A 17,356-nucleotide genomic window follows, 5' to 3' on the forward strand; every position below is an offset into this window, starting at 1 on the left:
TATAGAAAAAGCCGCAAATCAGGCTAACGGGTGATGCGAATGGTTAATGCGGTAATCGCGATTCATGGTGGCGCCGGGGCAATCACCCGAGCACAGCTCAGTCCCGAGCAGGAAAAGCGCTATATCGACGCGCTGTACGCCATTGTGGAAACGGGCCAGAAAATGCTGGAAGCGGGCGAAAGCGCGCTGGACGTGGTCACCGAGGCGGTGCGCCTGCTCGAAGAGTGTCCGTTATTTAATGCGGGGATCGGTTCGGTCTTTACCCGGGATGAAACGCACGAGCTGGATGCCTGCGTGATGGACGGCGTCACCCTGAAAGCGGGCGCCGTGGCGGGGGTGAGCCATCTGCGCAATCCGGTGCTGGCCGCGCGTCTGGTGATGGAGGCCAGTCCGCACGTGCTGCTGACGGGGGCCGGGGCAGAGGCGTTTGCCTTCGGGCACGGGATGGAACCGGTATCGCCGGATCTGTTTTCCACGGAGGAGCGCTATCAGCAGCTACTGGAAGCCCGTTCGGCGGGCATGACGCAGCTTGACCATAGTGCACCGCTGGATGAAACCACCAAAATGGGCACGGTCGGCGCGGTGGCGCTCGATAAGGCCGGAAACCTCGCGGCGGCGACCTCAACGGGCGGGCTGACCAACAAGCTGCCCGGACGCGTCGGCGATAGCCCGCTGCCGGGCGCCGGCTGCTATGCCAATAACGCGACGGCGGCGGTGTCGTGTACCGGAACCGGAGAAGTGTTTATCCGCGCCCTCGCGGCCTACGACATCACCGCGCTGATGGATTACGGCGGTTTAAGCCTCAGCGAAGCCTGCGAGCGCGTGGTGATGGAGAAACTGCCTGCCCTGGGCGGCGTCGGCGGGCTCATTGCGGTGGATCGTGAGGGCAACGTGGCTCTGCCGTTCAACAGCGAAGGCATGTATCGCGCCTGGGGTTATGCCGGTGATGAACCGAGCACGGGCATCTATCGTGAATAAGGGGGCAGCGCGTGCCGCACAGTGAAGAACTGGACAACCGCGAAGTGCTGGCTGTCCATCAGCTCAATATTGCGTTTCAGGAAGAGCGGCAGTTCATCCCCGCAGTACAGAATTTATCGTTCACGCTCAGGCGCGGCGAGACGCTGGCGATTGTTGGCGAGTCCGGCTCCGGTAAATCGGTCACCGCGCTGGCGCTGATGCGCCTGCTGGAACAGACGGGCGGGAAAATCAGCAGCGAGAAAATGCTCCTGCGCCGCCGCAACCGTCAGGTCATTGATTTAACTGAGCTGAGCGGTTCGCAGATGCAGGGCGTGCGCGGGGCGGATATTGCGATGATCTTCCAGGAGCCGATGACCTCCCTGAACCCGGTTTTTCCGGTCGGGGAACAAATCGCCGAGTCCATCCGCCTGCATCAGGGGCTGAGCGGTGATGAAGCGCTCAACGAGGCCCGACGGATGCTGGAGCTGGTGCGCATTCCGGAGGCGCAGGCCATTCTGGGGCGCTATCCGCATCAGCTTTCCGGCGGCATGCGCCAGCGGGTGATGATTGCCATGGCGCTCTCCTGCCGTCCGGCGGTGCTGATTGCCGATGAACCGACGACGGCGCTGGACGTGACGATTCAGGCGCAGATCCTGCAGCTCATCAAGGTGCTGCAGCAGGAGATGGAGATGGGGGTGATTTTTATCACCCACGATATGGGCGTGGTCGCCGATATCGCCGATCGGGTGCTGGTGATGCACAAGGGCAGCGCGGTGGAAACGGGCCCGGTTGAGCAGATTTTTCACGCGCCCGTGCATCCTTACACCAAAGCGCTGCTGGCGGCGGTTCCGCGCCTGGGGGCGATGAACGGCAGCGATTTGCCGCGCCGCTTCCCCCTGATTTCTCTCGAGGCGTCCGAGCAGCAGGAGGATGAGCGCGAGCAGGACACCGTGGTGCCGGGTAAGCCCATTCTGGAAGTGCGCGATCTGGTCACCCGTTTTCCGCTGCGCAGCGGCGTGTTGAACCGCGTAAAGCGCGAAGTGCACGCGGTGGAAAACGTCAGCTTCGATCTCTGGCCGGGCGAAACGCTGGCGCTGGTGGGCGAGTCCGGCTGCGGTAAATCCACCACCGGGCGCGCGTTGCTCCGTCTGGTGGAATCACAGGAAGGCAGCATAACCTTTAACGGTGAGCGCATTGATACCCTTCCGGACAGCAGGCTGCAGGCGGTGCGGCGGGATATTCAGTTTATTTTCCAGGATCCGTATGCCTCCCTCGATCCGCGCCATACGGTGGGGTATTCGATCATGGAGCCGCTGCGGGTGCATAACCTGCTCGACGGCGAAGCGGCACAGCGTCGCGTGGCCTGGCTGCTGGAGCGCGTCGGCCTGAAGCCGGAGCACGCCTGGCGCTATCCGCACGAGTTTTCCGGCGGACAGCGGCAGCGTATCTGCATCGCCCGCGCGCTGGCGCTAAACCCGAAAGTGGTGATTGCCGATGAGTCCGTCTCGGCGCTGGATGTCTCTATCCGGGCGCAGATCATCAACCTATTGCTGGATTTACAGCGGGATATGGGCATTGCCTTTCTGTTTATCTCGCACGATATGGCGGTGGTCGAGCGCATCAGCCATCGCGTGGCGGTGATGTTTATGGGGCAGATCGTGGAGATTGGGCCGCGAAGGGCGGTGTTTGAAAACCCGCAGCACCCGTACACCCGCAAGCTTATTGCGGCGGTCCCGGTTGCCGATCCCGCGCATCGTCACGGCCAGCGCGTGCTGCTGCAGGATGAAATGCCGAGCAATATTCATAAACGCGGCGAGGCCGTGGAGCGCGTGACGCTGCGCGAGGTCGGGCCGGGTCATTTCGTCGCTCCCCCGCGTCAGGACAACGCTTTTTCGCGGTTATAACTTACAACAGGCAGGAGAACACAATGGTTACTTTTGTAGCGCGTAGATGGTTGTTAGCCGCGAGCGTGACGGCAGCCCTGGCCGCTGCCCCCGCGTTCGCTGCCAAAGATGTGGTGGTTGCCGTCGGCTCGAATTTCACCACGCTCGATCCGTATGACGCCAACGACACGCTCTCTCAGGCGGTGGCGAAATCGTTCTATCAGGGCCTGTTTGGCCTCGATAAAGAGATGAAGCTCAAAAACGTGCTGGCGGAGGGGTACACCGTGTCCGACGACGGGCTGGTGTATATCATTAAGCTCAGGACCGGCGTGAAGTTCCAGGACGGGACAGACTTCAATGCGGAGGCGGTGAAGGTTAACCTGGACCGCGCCAGCAATCCGGAAAATAGCCTCAAGCGCTATAACCTGTATAAAAATATCGCCAGCACCGAGGTGGTCGACCCGGCGACGGTCAAAATCACCCTGAAAGAGCCGTTCTCCGCGTTTATCAATATCCTGGCGCATCCGGCAACGGCGATGATTTCCCCTGCCGCGCTGAAGAAGTACGGCAAGGAGATCGGCTTCCACCCTGTTGGCACCGGCCCTTACGAACTGCTCACCTGGAACCAGACCGATTTTGTGAAGGTGAAGAAATTCGCCGGATACTGGCAGCAGGGCTTGCCGAAGCTCGACACCATTACCTGGCGTCCGGTGGTGGACAACAACACCCGCGCGGCGATGCTGCAAACCGGCGAGGCGCAGTTTGCCTTCCCGATCCCGTACGAGCAGGCCGCCATTTTGCAGAAAAACAGCAAGCTGGAGCTGGTCGCCAGCCCGTCGATCATGCAGCGCTACATCAGCATGAACGTCACGCAAAAGCCGTTCGATAACCCGAAGGTGCGCGAGGCCATCAACTACGCCATTAACCGTCAGGCGCTGGTGAAGGTCGCCTTTGCCGGCTATGCCACCCCGGCGACCGGCGTGCTGCCGCCGGCAATCGCCTATGCGCAAAGCTATCAGCCGTGGCCGTACGATCCGGCCAAAGCGCGCGAGCTGCTGAAAGAGGCGGGCTTCCCGAACGGGTTCAGCACCACGCTGTGGTCGTCGCATAACCACAGTACCGCCCAGAAGGTGCTGCAGTTCACCCAGCAGCAGCTGGCGCAGGTCGGCATCAAGGTGCAAGTGACCGCGATGGATGCCGGACAGCGTGCGGCAGAAGTGGAGGGGAAAGGGCAGAAAGAGAGCGGCGTGCGGATGTTCTATACCGGCTGGACGGCCTCGACCGGTGAAGCCGACTGGGCGCTGTCGCCGCTGTTCGCCTCGCAGAACTGGCCGCCAACCCTGTTCAACACCGCGTTTTACAGCAACCCGCAGGTGGACAAAGACCTGGCCGATGCCCTAAAAACCACCAAACCGGAAGAGAAAGCGCGCCTCTACAAAGACGCGCAGGATATTATCTGGAAAGAGTCACCGTGGGTGCCGCTGGTGGTGGAGAAACTGGTGTCAGCCCATAACAAAGCGTTGACCGGGTTCTACATCATGCCGGACACGGGCTTTAGCTTTGACGATGCGGATTTAAAATAAACCTCATGCTGAATTATGTTTGTAAACGCCTGCTGGGGCTTATTCCGACGCTGCTGATTGTGGCGGTCCTGGTGTTTCTGTTTGTCCATATGCTGCCGGGCGATCCGGCGCGTCTGGTTGCCGGGCCTGAGGCGGATGCCACCGTTATTGACCTGGTGCGTAAGCAGCTTGGCCTCGACCAGCCGCTGTATATGCAGTTTATCCACTATATCTGTAACGTTCTGCAGGGCGATTTTGGTATTTCGATGGTGTCGCGCCGTCCTGTGTCGGAGGAGATTGCCAGTCGCTTTATGCCGACATTCTGGTTAACGATAGCCAGCATGAGCTGGGCGGTCGTGTTTGGGCTTGGCGCCGGGATTATCGCGGCCGTCTGGCGCAACCGCTGGCCGGACAAGCTCGGCATGGCGCTGGCGGTGACCGGCATCTCCTTCCCGGCGTTCGCGCTGGGGATGCTGCTGATGCAGGTCTTCTCCGTCGAACTGGGCTGGCTGCCGACCGTCGGGGCCGATACCTGGAAGCATTACATCCTGCCTTCCATGACGCTGGGCGCTGCCGTTTCGGCCGTGATGGCGCGCTTTACCCGCGCCTCGTTCGTTGACGTGCTGAGCGAAGATTATATTCGCACCGCGCGGGCGAAAGGGGTCAGCGAGAAGTGGGTCATTCTCAAGCACGGCTTTCGCAATGCGATGATCCCGGTGGTGACGATGATGGGGCTGCAGTTTGGCTTCCTGCTCGGCGGCTCGATCGTCGTGGAAAAGGTCTTCAACTGGCCGGGGCTGGGACGCCTGCTGGTCGATTCCGTCGAGATGCGCGACTACCCGGTGATCCAGGCGGAAGTCCTGCTTTTCTCGCTGGAGTTTATTCTTATCAACTTAGTGGTGGACGTGCTCTACGCCGCCATTAACCCGGCCATCAGGTACAAGTAAGATGCGATTGTTGAACTGGCGACGTCAGGCCGTTTTAAACGCGATGCCGGGGCTAAAACCGGACCACGTCCGCACCCCGTGGTCTGAATTCTGGCGGCGTTTTCGCCGTCAGCCGGTCGCGATGACCGCGGGGCTGTTTGTGCTGCTGCTGATTGCGGTGGCGGTGATTGCGCCTTGGGTGGCGCCGTTTGATGCGGAAAACTATTTTGACTATGACCGTCTTAACGACGGACCGTCGATGCTGCACTGGTTCGGCGTGGACTCCCTCGGGCGCGATATCTTTAGCCGCGTTCTGGTCGGGGCGCAGATCTCGCTTGCCGCCGGGGTGTTCGCGGTGCTGATCGGTGCGGCCATCGGTACCGTGCTGGGCCTCGTTGCCGGGTATTACGAAGGCTGGTGGGACCGCATCATCATGCGCATCTGCGACGTGCTGTTTGCTTTCCCCGGCATTCTGCTGGCGATTGCCGTGGTGGCGATCATGGGCAGCGGCATGGCGAACGTCATCATTGCGGTCGCGGTCTTTTCGATTCCGGCGTTCGCGCGCCTGGTGCGCGGCAACACGCTGGTGCTGAAACAGCAGACCTTTATCGAATCCGCCCGCAGCATGGGGGCCAGCGACGCCACGATCCTGTTCAGCCATATTCTGCCGGGTACGGTGTCGTCCATCGTGGTCTATTTCACCATGCGTATCGGCGTGTCGATTATCTCGGCGGCCAGCCTGTCGTTTCTGGGGTTAGGGGCGCAGCCTCCGACGCCGGAGTGGGGCGCGATGCTGAACGAGGCGAGGGCAGATATGGTGATTGCACCGCACGTGGCGATCTTCCCGAGTCTGGCGATTTTCCTGACCGTGCTGGCGTTTAACCTGCTGGGGGACGGGCTGCGCGACGCGCTGGATCCGAGGATTAAGGGGTAGTGCAGTGAAATGTGCCGGGTGGCGGCTACGCCTTACCCGGCCTACAAAAGCGGAGTAGGGGGATTAAACCCGGCTACCCCACAGGTCATACTCGTCCGCGTTTTCAACCTTCACGCGAATAATATCACCCGGCTTAACGCTGGTTTCACCGTTCAGGTACACCGCGCCGTCGATTTCAGGGGCGTCCGCCATGCTGCGGCCAATCGCGCCTTCTTCGTCCACTTCGTCAACGATCACCATGATCTCGCGGCCCACTTTTTCCTGCAGACGCTCGGCAGAGATCTGCTGCTGCAGCTGCATGAAGCGGTTCCAGCGCTCTTCTTTCACCTCTTCCGGCACCTGGTCCGCCAGCTCGTTGGCGGTTGCGCCTTCTACCGGGCTGTACTTGAAGCAGCCTACGCGGTCCAGACGCGCTTCTTTCAGGAAGTCGAGCAGCATCTGGAAGTCTTCTTCGGTTTCACCCGGGAAGCCGACGATGAAGGTGGAGCGCAGGGTCAGATCCGGACAGATCTCGCGCCACTGCTTGATGCGCGCCAGCTGGCGATCAACGGAGCCTGGACGCTTCATAAGCTTCAGGATACGCGGGCTGGCGTGCTGCAGCGGGATATCCAGGTACGGCAGAATTTTGCCTTCCGCCATCAGCGGGATCACGTCGTCAACGTGCGGGTACGGGTAGACGTAGTGCAGACGCGTCCAGATACCGAGCTTGGACAGCTGCTCGCACAGGCCGACCATGCTGGTTTTCACCGGCTCGCCATTGTGGAAACCGGAGCGGTGTTTGACGTCCACGCCGTAGGCCGAGGTGTCCTGGGAGATGACCAGCAGCTCCTTCACGCCCGCGTCGGCCAGACGTTTAGCTTCCGCAAGAACTTCGCCAATTGGACGGCTCACCAGATCGCCACGCATGGAAGGGATGATGCAGAAGGTGCAGCGATGGTTGCAGCCTTCGGAAATTTTTAAGTAAGCGTAGTGGCGCGGCGTCAGCTTCACGCCCTGCTCTGGCACCAGGCTCAGGAACGGGTTGTGCTTTGGTTTTGGCACGTAGTGATGAACATGTTCCAGCACCTGCTCGTAGCTGTGCGGACCGGTGATCTCCAGCACCTTCGGGTGCACTTCGCGGATCTGATCCACTTTCGCGCCCAGACAGCCGGTAACAATCACTTTGCCGTTTTCCGTCAGGGCCTCACCGATGGCTTCCAGTGACTCCTGAACCGCGCTGTCGATAAACCCGCAGGTGTTCACGATCACCATATCGGCGTTGTCGTAGCTTGGCACCACGTCATAGCCCTCGGTGCGCAGTTCGGTCAGGATGCGTTCGGAATCCACGAGGTTTTTCGGGCAGCCCAGGGAGACGAAGCCGATTTTCGGCTGGTGCGTAACATTGCTCATAGGTTAAAAATTCATCAATTATGGAGTTATCAGGGCGGGATTTTACAGCGTATCGCGGGGGATTTATACACTCTTTGCAAGGCGGATGCGTCGGGCAGACGTTGTAACATTGTAAATAATGTTAATCAGTTAATAAAAATTGATCCCAGGCATTAAACTGTACAAAAAATGTACTTATCCTGACTATGCACAATGGCTGACAGAGGAGGAAAGAGCATGACCGTTGACAGACTTAAACGCGATCTGCTTAACAAGCTGATCAACGCCCGAATCGACCTGGCCGCGTACCTGCAGTTGAGGAAGGCAAAAGGGTATATGTCAGTCAGCGAAAGCGAACATCTGCGTGATAACCTGTTTGAACTTTGCAATTTCATGCGTGAAAAAGCACCGACCCTGAAGGCGAAATACGGCGAAAGTGAGCTAATCGCCCTGCGCCGAGCCGCTGAGGTGCTCTCCATCGCTGGGGTATGTTTGATGAATGGACGCCACGACTGCCCGAATTTTATCGCTGTTAACGCGGAGAAGCTTGAAAACTGCCTGACCACGCTCTCTCTATGCATCATGTGCCTGAACGAGCACGAGAAGCTTGAACAGCACTGAGCCCAGGGGGAGGCAACTCCCCCTTCTGATTAAGCTTTTGTAAAAGTGGTAACGCGCCCGGATGCAGTGGCTAACCTTTATGCCATATGCCGATAAAGGAGCGCGTTATGCCTCGATCCTCGCTAATTTCCCTGCCTGCGCTGTTCATTTCGTTTTCGCTTCTTGCTGCCCCAGAGGCGGTTAAGGTCGAGGTGCTGCAAAATAAACTCGATCACCCCTGGTCCCTGGCGTTTCCCCCGGACAATAAAGGCCTGCTGGTGACCCTGAAGGGCGGTCAGCTCAAACGCTGGCAGGCCGGAAAAGGGCTGTCCGATCCGATTGTCGGCGTGCCGAAGGTCTGGGCAAACGGTCAGGGAGGATTGCTGGACGTGGTCCTCGCCCCGGATTTTGAAAAATCGCGCCGCATCTGGCTGAGCTTCGCCGAAGCAGGGAGTGACGGCAAGGCCGGAACGGCGGTGGGCTATGGCAGACTGAGCGACGATCTGACGCGCATTGACGCTTTCCAGGTAGTGTTCCGCCAGATGCCGAAACTCTCCACCGGGAACCATTTTGGTGGGCGACTGGTGTTCGACGGCAAAGGCTCGCTCTTTATCGGACTCGGCGAGAATAACCAGCGTCCGACGGCGCAGGATCTGGACAAATTGCAGGGTAAAGTGGTGCGCCTCACCGAAGACGGGAAAGTGCCGCCGGATAACCCGTTTGTGAATACCCCCGGCGCGCGACCCGAAATCTGGTCTTACGGCATACGCAACCCGCAGGGGATGGCGATGAATCCCTGGAGCGACGCGCTGTGGCTAAACGAGCACGGCCCGCGCGGCGGGGATGAGATCAACATCCCGGAGAAAGGAAAGAACTACGGCTGGCCGCTGGCGACGCACGGGATTAACTACAGCGGTCTGAAAATTCCGGAAGCCAAAGGCGAGCACGTTGAGGGAACCGAAAAACCGCTGTTCGTCTGGAAAGTGTCACCTGCCGTGAGCGGCATGGCGTTCTACAACAGCGACGTTTTCCCGCAGTGGAAAAACAAGCTGTTTATTGGGGCGCTGAAGGAAAAGGATGTGATCGTGCTGAGCGTGGACGGCAATAAGGTGACGGAGGACGGGCGAATCCTGGGCGACCGGAATCAACGTATTCGCGATGTGCGTGTGGGGCCGGACGGCTATTTATATGTGCTGACCGACGAGACGGACGGGCAGCTGTTAAAAGTCAGCCCGTCCGGTGCGTAATCAGGTGACCGGGATCATCACCACGTTGCGGTATGCCGGGCGATCGCTCAGCTGTTTTAGCCAGCGCTCAAGGTGAGGGCGCGGCGTCCACTTCAGGCCCATATTGGTCAGGTTCCAGACGAACGGCGCCACGGCGATATCGCCCACGCCGAACGCCTCACCGGAGAACCAGGCGTGCTTCGCCAGCTCGTCATCCATCATCGCGAACAGATTTTCGCAGGCGTCCTGGGCGGCATGAATCGCGGGATAGTCGCGCTCGGCTTCCGGCGTACGGATAAGCCCCATCAGGATCACGCGGTGGGTTGGCGAAAGCGTCTGGTTCGCCCAGTCCATCCACTTTTCGCCCTGGGCGCGACGGGCCGGGCTTTCCACCCACAGGCGGCCCTGACCGTACTGGGCGGCGAGGTAACGGACAATGGTGTTGGATTCCCAAAGCGTCGCGTCGGTTTCATCATCGCGCAGCAGCGGCACCAGGCCGTTCGGGTTCATGGCCAGATAGTCGGCCTCTTTGTTCACGCCGAACGACATGCCGGCCATGATTTGATTGAACGGTAAATCCAGCTCCTCAAGGGTCCAGAGCACTTTCTTAACGTTGGTCGAGTTGTTTCTGCCCCAAAGCGTAATCATATTTACTCCTGATGAGATGTGAATCCGGGTCAGCTTTCGCCATGGTGAGATAAACCTAACAATTACGCAACAGAAGACAAAAAAATCGTCTGAATCAAAGCGTATCTGAATGTTATTGCATAAACTTTAATAACTTTACCCTCGTTGGGTTTCTTTAACCGTTTTAGTGCGCTATTACTCATCGCTTCTTGCGACACGGTGATGTGACGTAATTTTTGAATGGACACTCGGGTGGCATTTATGACGCGTAAAATGACTTCTCTGCGCAGCCTTGCGACAGGCTCTGCGCTCCTTTTCCTGTTTGCACCAACGCTCTACGCAGCTGAACAGGCTGCGCCCGAAGCGCCGCCTGTGGATGCGCGCGCCTGGATCCTGATGGACTACTCCAGCGGTAAAGTGCTGGCGGAAGGGAATGCGGATGAGAAACTCGATCCGGCAAGCCTGACCAAAATCATGACCAGCTACGTGGTAGGCCAGGCGCTAAAAGCGGGCAAGATCAAGCTGGACGATATGGTCACCATCGGTAAAGATGCCTGGGCGACCGGTAACCCGGCGCTGCGGGGCTCTTCGGTGATGTTCCTGAAGCCGGGGGATCAGGTCTCCGTATCCGATCTGAACAAAGGGGTAATTATTCAGTCGGGAAATGATGCGTGCATCGCGCTGGCCGACTACGTTGCCGGCAGCCAGGATTCTTTCATTGGCCTGATGAATGGCTACGCGCAAAAACTGGGCTTAACCAACACCACGTTCAAAACGGTTCACGGTCTGGATTCACCGGGACAGTTCAGTACCGCGCGCGACATGGCTCTGCTGGGGAAAGCGCTGATCCACGACGTGCCGGATGAATACGCCATCCATAAAGAGAAAGAGTTTACCTTCAATAAAATCCGTCAGCCGAACCGCAACCGCCTTCTGTGGAGCAGCAACGTTAACGTGGACGGAATGAAAACCGGCACCACGGCGGGCGCGGGCTATAACCTGGTGGCCTCCGCGACCCAGGGCGACATGCGTCTGATTTCGGTGGTGCTGGGGACCAAAACTGACCGTATTCGCTTTAATGAGTCAGAAAAACTGCTGACCTGGGGCTTCCGCTTCTATGAAACCGTGACGCCGATTAAACCGGATGCCACGTTCGTCAGCCAGCGCGTCTGGTTTGGCGACAAGAGTGAAGTCAATCTCGGGGCGGGTGAAGGCGGCTCGGTGACCATTCCGCGCGGTCAGCTGAAAAACCTGAAGGCCAGCTATACCCTGACCGACCCGCAGCTCACGGCTCCGCTGAAAAAAGGCCAGGTGGTCGGGACGATTGATTTCCAGCTAAACGGTAAGTCGATTGAACAGCGTCCGCTGATTGTGATGGAAGCGGTGGAAGAGGGCGGCTTCTTCAGCCGGATGTGGGATTTCGTGATGATGAAATTCCACGGTTGGTTTGGCAGCTGGTTTAGCTAAGTTTTTGCCGGGTGGCGCTGCGCTTACCCGGCCTGTTTTTTTCTCCCTCTCCCTGTGGGAGAGGGCCGGGGAGAGGGCATCAGGCCGCACCCCTCTTAATACATCAACTTCACCTGCTGCGCCTTTGCATGGGCCACAATTTCGTCGTCCGGACGGCAGTCGCTGACGATGGCGTCAAACTGCCCTAGCTCGCCCATTCTTGCCGAACGCACCTTGCCAAACTTGCTGTGATCGACCACCAGCACATGGTACTGCGCCGCGCTTAACGCCCAGTGCTTCACCGGCAGCTCTTCCAGGTTAAAGCAGGTCGCGCCCTGACGCACGTTGACGCCCGCGGCGGAATAAAACGCGATATCCGGACATAAATTGCTGAGCGTGTCGTGCAGGTTAAGCGGCTTAAAGATGGCGTTGCTGGCGTGAAACTCGCCGCCGCAGAGGATCACCCGGCACTCGGGTTTCTCCTGAAGCGCCAGAAAGGTGTTCAGGGAGTAGCACACGGCGGTGAAAGGGATGCTGCTGTCGATGGCTTCGATAATCCACGGCGTGGTGGTTCCGCAGTCAAAAAACAGCGTCTGGTGCGGCTGTACCAGTGAGGCCGCAAGCCGTGCGGCTTTGCGTTTCTCTTCCACCAGGCGCGTCTTCTGGTCGCTGATCAGATAATGGCTGGCGCTGCGCGGCTCAAGCACAATATACCCGCCCAGCAGCACGACGGGGGCGCTTTCGCTGTTCAGATCCCGACGAATGGTCATCTCTGAGACGCCGAGGAGGTTGGCGGCTTCCTTAAGATGCAGCTTATCGCTGCGCTTCAGCGCCTGTAGCAGCTGAGCAATGCGGTCATCGCGACGTGTTTCCATAGTTCCTCGGGATAAAAAAGTGAACCCCCGCAGGGCGGGGGTTCAAGTGTAACCTGTCAGGTTGGGGTTAGTCACGTATCCAGCCTTTGCGGATCGGGATAGCGAAAATGGCGCGATAGAGCGAAGACAGCGTGCGGTAGAGCGCTTCACCGAAGAGGCTCCACAGGATAGCCGCGCTCACGCAGCCAATCAGCCCGACCAGGAAACCGCCCACCATATCCAGCGGCCAGTGAACGCCCAGGTAAACGCGAGACCAGGCGATTGCCAGGGCCGCCACCATCAGGACCGCGCCGGACCACAGGCGATGCCAGAACAGGAAAGCCAGCGCGAAGGTGAAGATCACCGTACCGTGATCGCTCGGGAACGAGTCATCCGGCGCGTGGTGCAGGAAGGTATAGCCCACGTGAGCCACAAAAGGACGGGCGTGCGGGAAGGCATGGCCGAGAATGTAGCTGACCAGGACGCTCACCCCGAGCGCCATCGCGACTTTAATCACCAGCTGGCGCTGCGCCTTCACCTGGCTGCGGGGACCCCACAGCCAGAGAATCGCAGCCAGTGCAGGCACGATACTGATCAGATCCTTTGCCAGGAAGGTGGCAAAATCGATCGTCCACTCAGGCGAGGCTGGCGTGGCGTTGATCAGATAAAACAGCTGATAATTCAGATTCTCTAACATAGCGTTATCACTCTTTAGCAAACCGGGTGGAAACAAGCCCGTAGACCACCACCTGGGAAAACCAGACCCACCACCCGGCCCACAGGTTGTGAGAGAAAAAATGCGCCCCGCGCATGACCTGGCCGTAGCCCATCGCCAGACCTAACACCACGCCCAGCGCGACGAAGCACCAGGCAAGACGCGGACGCTCGCGCCAGAAGGCAAAAAACAGCCCCATCACCATAAAGCCGCTGGAGGCGTGACCGCCGGGGAAACAGCGCCCCGGACCGCTGTCGGCAGGGACGGCGCTGAACAGGGGATAAGAAATAGCCTTACCGCCATATTCCACCAGATCCCACGGGCAGCTGTGATGGCTTACGCTTTTCAGCACGCCCACCACCAGCGCGCCAACGCCCATCAGCAGCGCCGCCGTAACCAGCCTTGCGTTGCGCTTGTAAGCGCCGTAAAACAGCGCCACGGCGCCTAAGGCGATGGCGATGTACTTCGCCAGGCGGTGGTTCAGCAGATCCAGCAGATGATCTTTCTGCAGCGGAAAGCTCTGCGTTGCCGCGTCATACCAAAAACCGGTGATCCATCTGTCGAGCGCTTCATTGCGCGATAGCCACGTGAAAAGCACGGCAAGGGCGATCAGTACGAAAAGCTGATAACCATAAAAGCTGCCCGGCAAGCGGTAAAGTCGTTTTGTCTTATTTGTCTGTAAGTTAGACAATTCTGAACGGCTGGAGGTGAGTGCCATAATTTGGGGTCGTTGACGAATAATCGGGCTATCATAAAACTGTCAACTTAAGGAAACCTTAAACGAAGACGATATGTGCTTTATTTCTGTTTATCCTCGATAAATCACTATCTCGGGCTGCGGCATTTCATTAAACTCGTCGCGATTTTGTCATTATAAAGAGATTGCATGTTAAACCGTTCTTCTTCTGGTTCACGTCTGGGTCGTCAGGCGTTGCTTTTCCCCCTGTGTCTGGTGCTCTACGAATTCTCTACCTATATCGGCAACGATATGATCCAGCCCGGTATGCTGGCCGTTGTGGCGCAGTACAACGCGGGTATTGAGTGGGTGCCGACCTCCATGACCGCCTATCTGGCCGGCGGCATGTTTTTGCAGTGGCTGTTAGGGCCGCTGTCGGATCGTATTGGCCGTCGTCCGGTAATGCTCACGGGCGTGGTGTGGTTTATCGTCACCTGTCTCGCCACGCTGCTGGCGCAAAACATTGAACAATTTACCCTGCTGCGCTTCCTGCAGGGGGTGAGCCTGTGCTTTATCGGCGCCGTGGGGTATGCCGCCATTCAGGAGTCGTTTGAAGAGGCGGTGTGTATCAAAATTACCGCGCTGATGGCGAACGTGGCGCTGATTGCCCCCTTACTCGGGCCGCTGGTGGGTGCCGCGTGGGTGCACGTTGCGCCGTGGGAAGGGATGTTTGTGCTCTTTGCGCTTCTCGCCGCCTTCGCGTTCTTTGGCCTGCACCGTGCGATGCCGGAAACGGCCACCCGCATCGGCGAGAAACTCTCGCTGAAAGAGCTGGGTCGGGATTACAAAGAAGTGCTGAAGAATGGCCGCTTTGTGGCGGGCGCGCTGGCGACCGGGTTCGTTAGCCTGCCGCTGCTGGCGTGGATTGCGCAGTCGCCGGTCATTATCATCAGCGGTGAAAAGCTCAGCAGCTATGAGTATGGCCTGCTGCAGGTGCCGATCTTTGGCGCGCTGATTATCGGTAACCTGGTGCTGGCACGTTTGACGTCACGCCGGACCGTGCGTTCCCTGATTATCATGGGCGGCTGGCCGATTGCGGCAGGGCTGATTCTGGCTGCAGTGGCGACCGTCGCGTCATCCCACGCCTATCTTTGGATGACGGCGGGGCTCAGCCTCTATGCCTTCGGAATTGGCGTGGCCAACGCCGGGCTGGTGCGCCTGACGCTGTTTGCCAGCGAGATGAGTAAAGGCACGGTGTCAGCGGCGATGGGGATGCTGCAGATGCTGATTTTTACCGTCGGTATCGAGGTGAGCAAGCATGCCTACGCGATGGGCGGCAACGGGCTGTTCAGCCTGTTTAACCTCGCCAACGGCGCGCTGTGGGTTGGCCTGATGGTGGTGTTCCTGAAAGACAAACGCGTCGGGAACGCCCTGCAACCATAATTCTTATTCCCTCTCCCTGTTGGCGAGCACGGAACAACCCCTCTCAATCTGGGCGAGCACGGAACAGTCCCCTCTCCCTGTGGGAGAGGGCCAGGGTGAGGGCACCAGACCGCACGCGTTCAATTAAACGGCGCCTCCCCGTTCAACACCTTCTCAATCACGTTTAAAACGCCTTCATCGTTATTGTGCGGCGCTTCAAAACGCGCCACCGCTTTAATATGCGGTCTGGCATTCGCCATCGCAAAGCTGAACCCGGACTGACGCAGCATCTCCACGTCGTTGCCGCTGTCGCCGAAGGCCACCACTTCGCTATCGTCAATGCCCCAGCGCTTTTGCAGGATCCGCAGGCCGTTGGCTTTATGCACGCCGGGGATGATCAGGTCGATACTGCCGTGGCCGGTCGTAACGGGCACCATGATGTTGCTCAGCTTTTCATGCAGCAGCGCCTGAATCCGCGGAATTTCATCGTCAGAAACGTTAAGCCCGAACTTAAAGAAAATATCGTTCAGGTTGTCGAAATCGCTGACCATTTCGAGGCGGTGGTAATACTTCGCCGCGATATCCTTAAAGCCCTCGTCATAGCATTTCAGCGTGTACGCGCTGCTTTTCCCGCAGGCGATGATCTCAATGCCAGGAACCTCGTTTAAGACGTTCGCGACGGTCTCGAAATGGGCTTTCGACAGTTCGCCGTTAAAGACATCCTCACCTTCGCTCACGACCCAGCCGCCGTTTTCGGCGACGAACGCAATCTCATGCGCAATCTCCGGGAAAAAGGAGATCAGCTGGTAATACTGGTTGCCGCTGGCGACCACAAATCGAATGCCTTGCGCCTTCATGCGGGCGTACTGCGCCAGAAAGCGCGGCCGATTATAGGTCTTGGCATCGCTCAGAAAAGTACCATCCATGTCGACGGCGATCAGTTTAACGCTCATATCCCTTCTCCAGTGTCGTTTGATTCGTTTCCGGCTTTGCCACCGCGCGCGCCACCAGCGCCGCGATGATGACCAACCCTAACACCACCAGCATGGCGCTGCGCAGCCCGTAGTGCTCGCCGAGGAAGCCGAGCAGCGGCGGCCCGACCAGGAAGGCGAGATAGCCCGTGGTTGCCACCACGCTGACGCGCGTCGGGGCATCCGGGCCGGTATCGCTGGCGGCTGAAATGGTCAGCGGGAAGCCGAGCGACGCGCCCAGTCCCCAGAGGATCACCGAGACCCCGGCAATCCAGTCCACATCGACAAAGATGATCATCGCAATACCCAGCCCGCCCAGCAGGGCGCTGGCGCGCACCACCGCCACGCGGCTGTAGCGGTCGATAAACCAGCCGCCGGTGAAGCGACCCACGGTCATCCCCAGCGTAAACCCGGCGTAAATCAGCGAGCCGGAGGTCGGGCTAAATCCGTGACCGTCGACCATCAGCAGCGGCAGCCAGTCGTTGGCGGAGCCTTCGGCGAACGCCATCGCCAGCACCACCACGCCGATCAGCATCAGCTGGAAGTCGCGGTAGAAGGGCAGCCCTTTTTCGGCCGAGTGCTGTTCGTCAGCGGAGTTCTTACCGGTGCCGTCCGGGATCGCCCGGATGCCGGTCAGGATAGGAATGATGCACACCAGCGCCGCCAGCAGGATATGCAGATTAGCGCTTACGCCGGTGGCCGTCAGCGCCATCCCCACGCCCGCACCGGCCAGCGTGCCGAGGCTGTAAAAACCGTGCATCATCGGCAGCACGGTTTTGTTCATCTCACGTTCGACCGCCGCCCCTTCAACGTTGATGGCAACTTCAGCCGAACCGAAGCTGCCGCCAAATACCGTCAGGCCCAGGGCGAACAGCACCGGCGAGGCAAACCACAGCGCCACGCTTAATATTCCCATCCCGAACACGGCAAAGCACATGGTGGTGCGGATCACCGCTCGCGTACCAAAGCGCTTTACCAGCCACGCGGAGCAGAGGATGCCGCTCATGGAGCCTATCGACAGGCCGAACAGCACGATGCCCATCTCGGCGGTAGAAACGGACAAAATATCGCGAATGGCGGGGGTGCGCGTGGCCCAGGAGGCCATCAGAAGGCCGGGAATGAAGAAGAACATAAACAGCGCCCACAGGCGTCGCTGCAGGGCTTTACGGGGAGAGGTCTGCGTCATTGG

At 59.0% G+C, this 17,356-nt stretch carries 16 protein-coding genes; 9 read left to right on the forward strand and 7 right to left on the reverse strand.

The genetic code is table 11. From position 1 onward, the window contains the following. Window positions 1-39 precede the first annotated feature (39 nt). From iaaA to gsiD, 5 genes are read left to right on the forward strand one after another with little or no spacing between them, the layout of a single operon-like run. Window positions 40-978 (forward strand): beta-aspartyl-peptidase, encoded by a 939-nt coding sequence (iaaA, locus tag P346_RS06120; RefSeq protein WP_032661391.1) that lies wholly within the window; start codon window positions 40-42, stop codon window positions 976-978. Between the two features lie 11 nt (window positions 979-989). Further along, entirely contained in the window at window positions 990-2,861 is a 1,872-nt protein-coding gene (gene gsiA / locus P346_RS06115; protein ID WP_032661324.1) for a glutathione ABC transporter ATP-binding protein GsiA, read from the forward strand. Window positions 2,862-2,884: 23 nt separating this feature from the next. Beyond that, window positions 2,885-4,423 (forward strand): glutathione ABC transporter substrate-binding protein GsiB, encoded by a 1,539-nt coding sequence (gsiB, locus tag P346_RS06110; protein WP_032661326.1) that lies wholly within the window; start codon window positions 2,885-2,887, stop codon window positions 4,421-4,423. 5 nt (window positions 4,424-4,428) lie between these two features. Then, window positions 4,429-5,349: a glutathione ABC transporter permease GsiC gene (gene gsiC / locus P346_RS06105; RefSeq protein ID WP_032661329.1), complete on the forward strand. Its 921-nt coding sequence runs from the start codon at window positions 4,429-4,431 to the stop codon at window positions 5,347-5,349. A 1-nt stretch (window position 5,350) separates the two neighbouring features. Further along, window positions 5,351-6,262 (forward strand): glutathione ABC transporter permease GsiD, encoded by a 912-nt coding sequence (gene gsiD / locus P346_RS06100; RefSeq protein ID WP_024908682.1) that lies wholly within the window; start codon window positions 5,351-5,353, stop codon window positions 6,260-6,262. Window positions 6,263-6,325: 63 nt separating this feature from the next. Here gsiD and rimO read toward each other — a convergent pair whose 3' ends face one another. Beyond that, a complete protein-coding gene (gene rimO, locus P346_RS06095) occupies window positions 6,326-7,651 on the reverse strand; it encodes a 30S ribosomal protein S12 methylthiotransferase RimO (RefSeq protein WP_032661331.1) in 1,326 nt (441 codons plus the stop codon). A gap of 216 nt (window positions 7,652-7,867) precedes the next feature. On the opposite strand from rimO, the gene bssR reads away from it, so the two are divergent. Together bssR and P346_RS06085 are read left to right on the forward strand one after the other, a co-directional pair. Further along, window positions 7,868-8,251 carry a biofilm formation regulator BssR gene (gene bssR / locus P346_RS06090; RefSeq protein WP_023310914.1) on the forward strand — a complete coding sequence of 128 codons (384 nt, stop codon included), beginning with the start codon at window positions 7,868-7,870 and terminating at the stop codon, window positions 8,249-8,251. 107 nt (window positions 8,252-8,358) lie between these two features. Further along, on the forward strand, window positions 8,359-9,477 hold the full coding sequence (locus tag P346_RS06085; RefSeq protein WP_032661334.1) for a PQQ-dependent sugar dehydrogenase: 1,119 nt from the start codon (window positions 8,359-8,361) through the stop codon (window positions 9,475-9,477). Here the strand turns inward: P346_RS06085 and P346_RS06080 are convergent, their stop codons facing one another. After that, window positions 9,478-10,104 (reverse strand): glutathione S-transferase family protein, encoded by a 627-nt coding sequence (locus P346_RS06080; protein WP_029739931.1) that lies wholly within the window; start codon window positions 10,102-10,104, stop codon window positions 9,478-9,480. Window positions 10,105-10,344: 240 nt separating this feature from the next. Between P346_RS06080 and dacC the strand changes: the two genes are divergently transcribed. Next, complete coding sequence (gene dacC / locus P346_RS06075) at window positions 10,345-11,550, forward strand: serine-type D-Ala-D-Ala carboxypeptidase (RefSeq protein WP_032661393.1); 1,206 nt, start codon at window positions 10,345-10,347, stop codon at window positions 11,548-11,550. Between the two features lie 95 nt (window positions 11,551-11,645). On the opposite strand, the gene deoR is transcribed toward dacC, so the two are convergent. The 3 genes from deoR to P346_RS06060 all read right to left on the reverse strand — a co-directional run bounded on the left by deoR (window position 11,646) and on the right by P346_RS06060 (window position 13,816). Continuing rightward, entirely contained in the window at window positions 11,646-12,404 is a 759-nt protein-coding gene (deoR, locus tag P346_RS06070) for a DNA-binding transcriptional repressor DeoR (protein WP_032661337.1), read from the reverse strand. A 67-nt stretch (window positions 12,405-12,471) separates the two neighbouring features. After that, the gene (ybjG, locus tag P346_RS06065; RefSeq protein ID WP_032661339.1) at window positions 12,472-13,080 is read right to left on the reverse strand and encodes an undecaprenyl-diphosphate phosphatase; all 609 of its coding nucleotides are present in this window, start codon (window positions 13,078-13,080) and stop codon (window positions 12,472-12,474) included. A 7-nt stretch (window positions 13,081-13,087) separates the two neighbouring features. Then, window positions 13,088-13,816, reverse strand: coding sequence for a phosphatase PAP2 family protein (locus tag P346_RS06060; protein ID WP_032661342.1), 729 nt, complete (start codon window positions 13,814-13,816; stop codon window positions 13,088-13,090). 168 nt (window positions 13,817-13,984) lie between these two features. Here P346_RS06060 and P346_RS06055 point away from each other — a divergent pair, with 168 nt between their 5' ends. Further along, window positions 13,985-15,217, forward strand: coding sequence for an MFS transporter (locus tag P346_RS06055; RefSeq protein WP_032661345.1), 1,233 nt, complete (start codon window positions 13,985-13,987; stop codon window positions 15,215-15,217). A gap of 119 nt (window positions 15,218-15,336) precedes the next feature. Here the strand turns inward: P346_RS06055 and P346_RS06050 are convergent, their stop codons facing one another. Beyond that, a complete protein-coding gene (locus P346_RS06050) occupies window positions 15,337-16,149 on the reverse strand; it encodes a Cof-type HAD-IIB family hydrolase (RefSeq protein ID WP_032661346.1) in 813 nt (270 codons plus the stop codon). After that, window positions 16,139-17,353, reverse strand: coding sequence for an MFS transporter (locus tag P346_RS06045; RefSeq protein WP_032661348.1), 1,215 nt, complete (start codon window positions 17,351-17,353; stop codon window positions 16,139-16,141). The genes P346_RS06050 and P346_RS06045 overlap by 11 nt, the downstream gene beginning before the upstream one ends. Window positions 17,354-17,356: the final 3 nt, after the last annotated feature.

The organism is Enterobacter sp. DC1 (genome assembly GCF_000568075.1).
Lineage (GTDB): Bacteria > Pseudomonadota > Gammaproteobacteria > Enterobacterales > Enterobacteriaceae > Enterobacter > Enterobacter asburiae.

Coding starts and splice junctions, on each gene's coding strand:
- P346_RS06085 (WP_032661334.1), top strand. CDS start 8,359: ATGCCTCGATCCTCGCTAATTTCCCTGCCTGCGCTGTTCATTTCGTTT.
- bssR (WP_023310914.1), top strand. CDS start 7,868: ATGACCGTTGACAGACTTAAACGCGATCTGCTTAACAAGCTGATCAAC.
- P346_RS06060 (WP_032661342.1), bottom strand. CDS start 13,816: ATGGCACTCACCTCCAGCCGTTCAGAATTGTCTAACTTACAGACAAAT.
- P346_RS06050 (WP_032661346.1), bottom strand. CDS start 16,149: ATGAGCGTTAAACTGATCGCCGTCGACATGGATGGTACTTTTCTGAGC.
- ybjG (WP_032661339.1), bottom strand. CDS start 13,080: ATGTTAGAGAATCTGAATTATCAGCTGTTTTATCTGATCAACGCCACG.
- iaaA (WP_032661391.1), top strand. CDS start 40: ATGGTTAATGCGGTAATCGCGATTCATGGTGGCGCCGGGGCAATCACC.
- gsiC (WP_032661329.1), top strand. CDS start 4,429: ATGCTGAATTATGTTTGTAAACGCCTGCTGGGGCTTATTCCGACGCTG.
- rimO (WP_032661331.1), bottom strand. CDS start 7,651: ATGAGCAATGTTACGCACCAGCCGAAAATCGGCTTCGTCTCCCTGGGC.
- dacC (WP_032661393.1), top strand. CDS start 10,345: ATGACGCGTAAAATGACTTCTCTGCGCAGCCTTGCGACAGGCTCTGCG.
- P346_RS06045 (WP_032661348.1), bottom strand. CDS start 17,353: ATGACGCAGACCTCTCCCCGTAAAGCCCTGCAGCGACGCCTGTGGGCG.
- deoR (WP_032661337.1), bottom strand. CDS start 12,404: ATGGAAACACGTCGCGATGACCGCATTGCTCAGCTGCTACAGGCGCTG.
- gsiB (WP_032661326.1), top strand. CDS start 2,885: ATGGTTACTTTTGTAGCGCGTAGATGGTTGTTAGCCGCGAGCGTGACG.
- gsiD (WP_024908682.1), top strand. CDS start 5,351: ATGCGATTGTTGAACTGGCGACGTCAGGCCGTTTTAAACGCGATGCCG.
- P346_RS06055 (WP_032661345.1), top strand. CDS start 13,985: ATGTTAAACCGTTCTTCTTCTGGTTCACGTCTGGGTCGTCAGGCGTTG.
- P346_RS06080 (WP_029739931.1), bottom strand. CDS start 10,104: ATGATTACGCTTTGGGGCAGAAACAACTCGACCAACGTTAAGAAAGTG.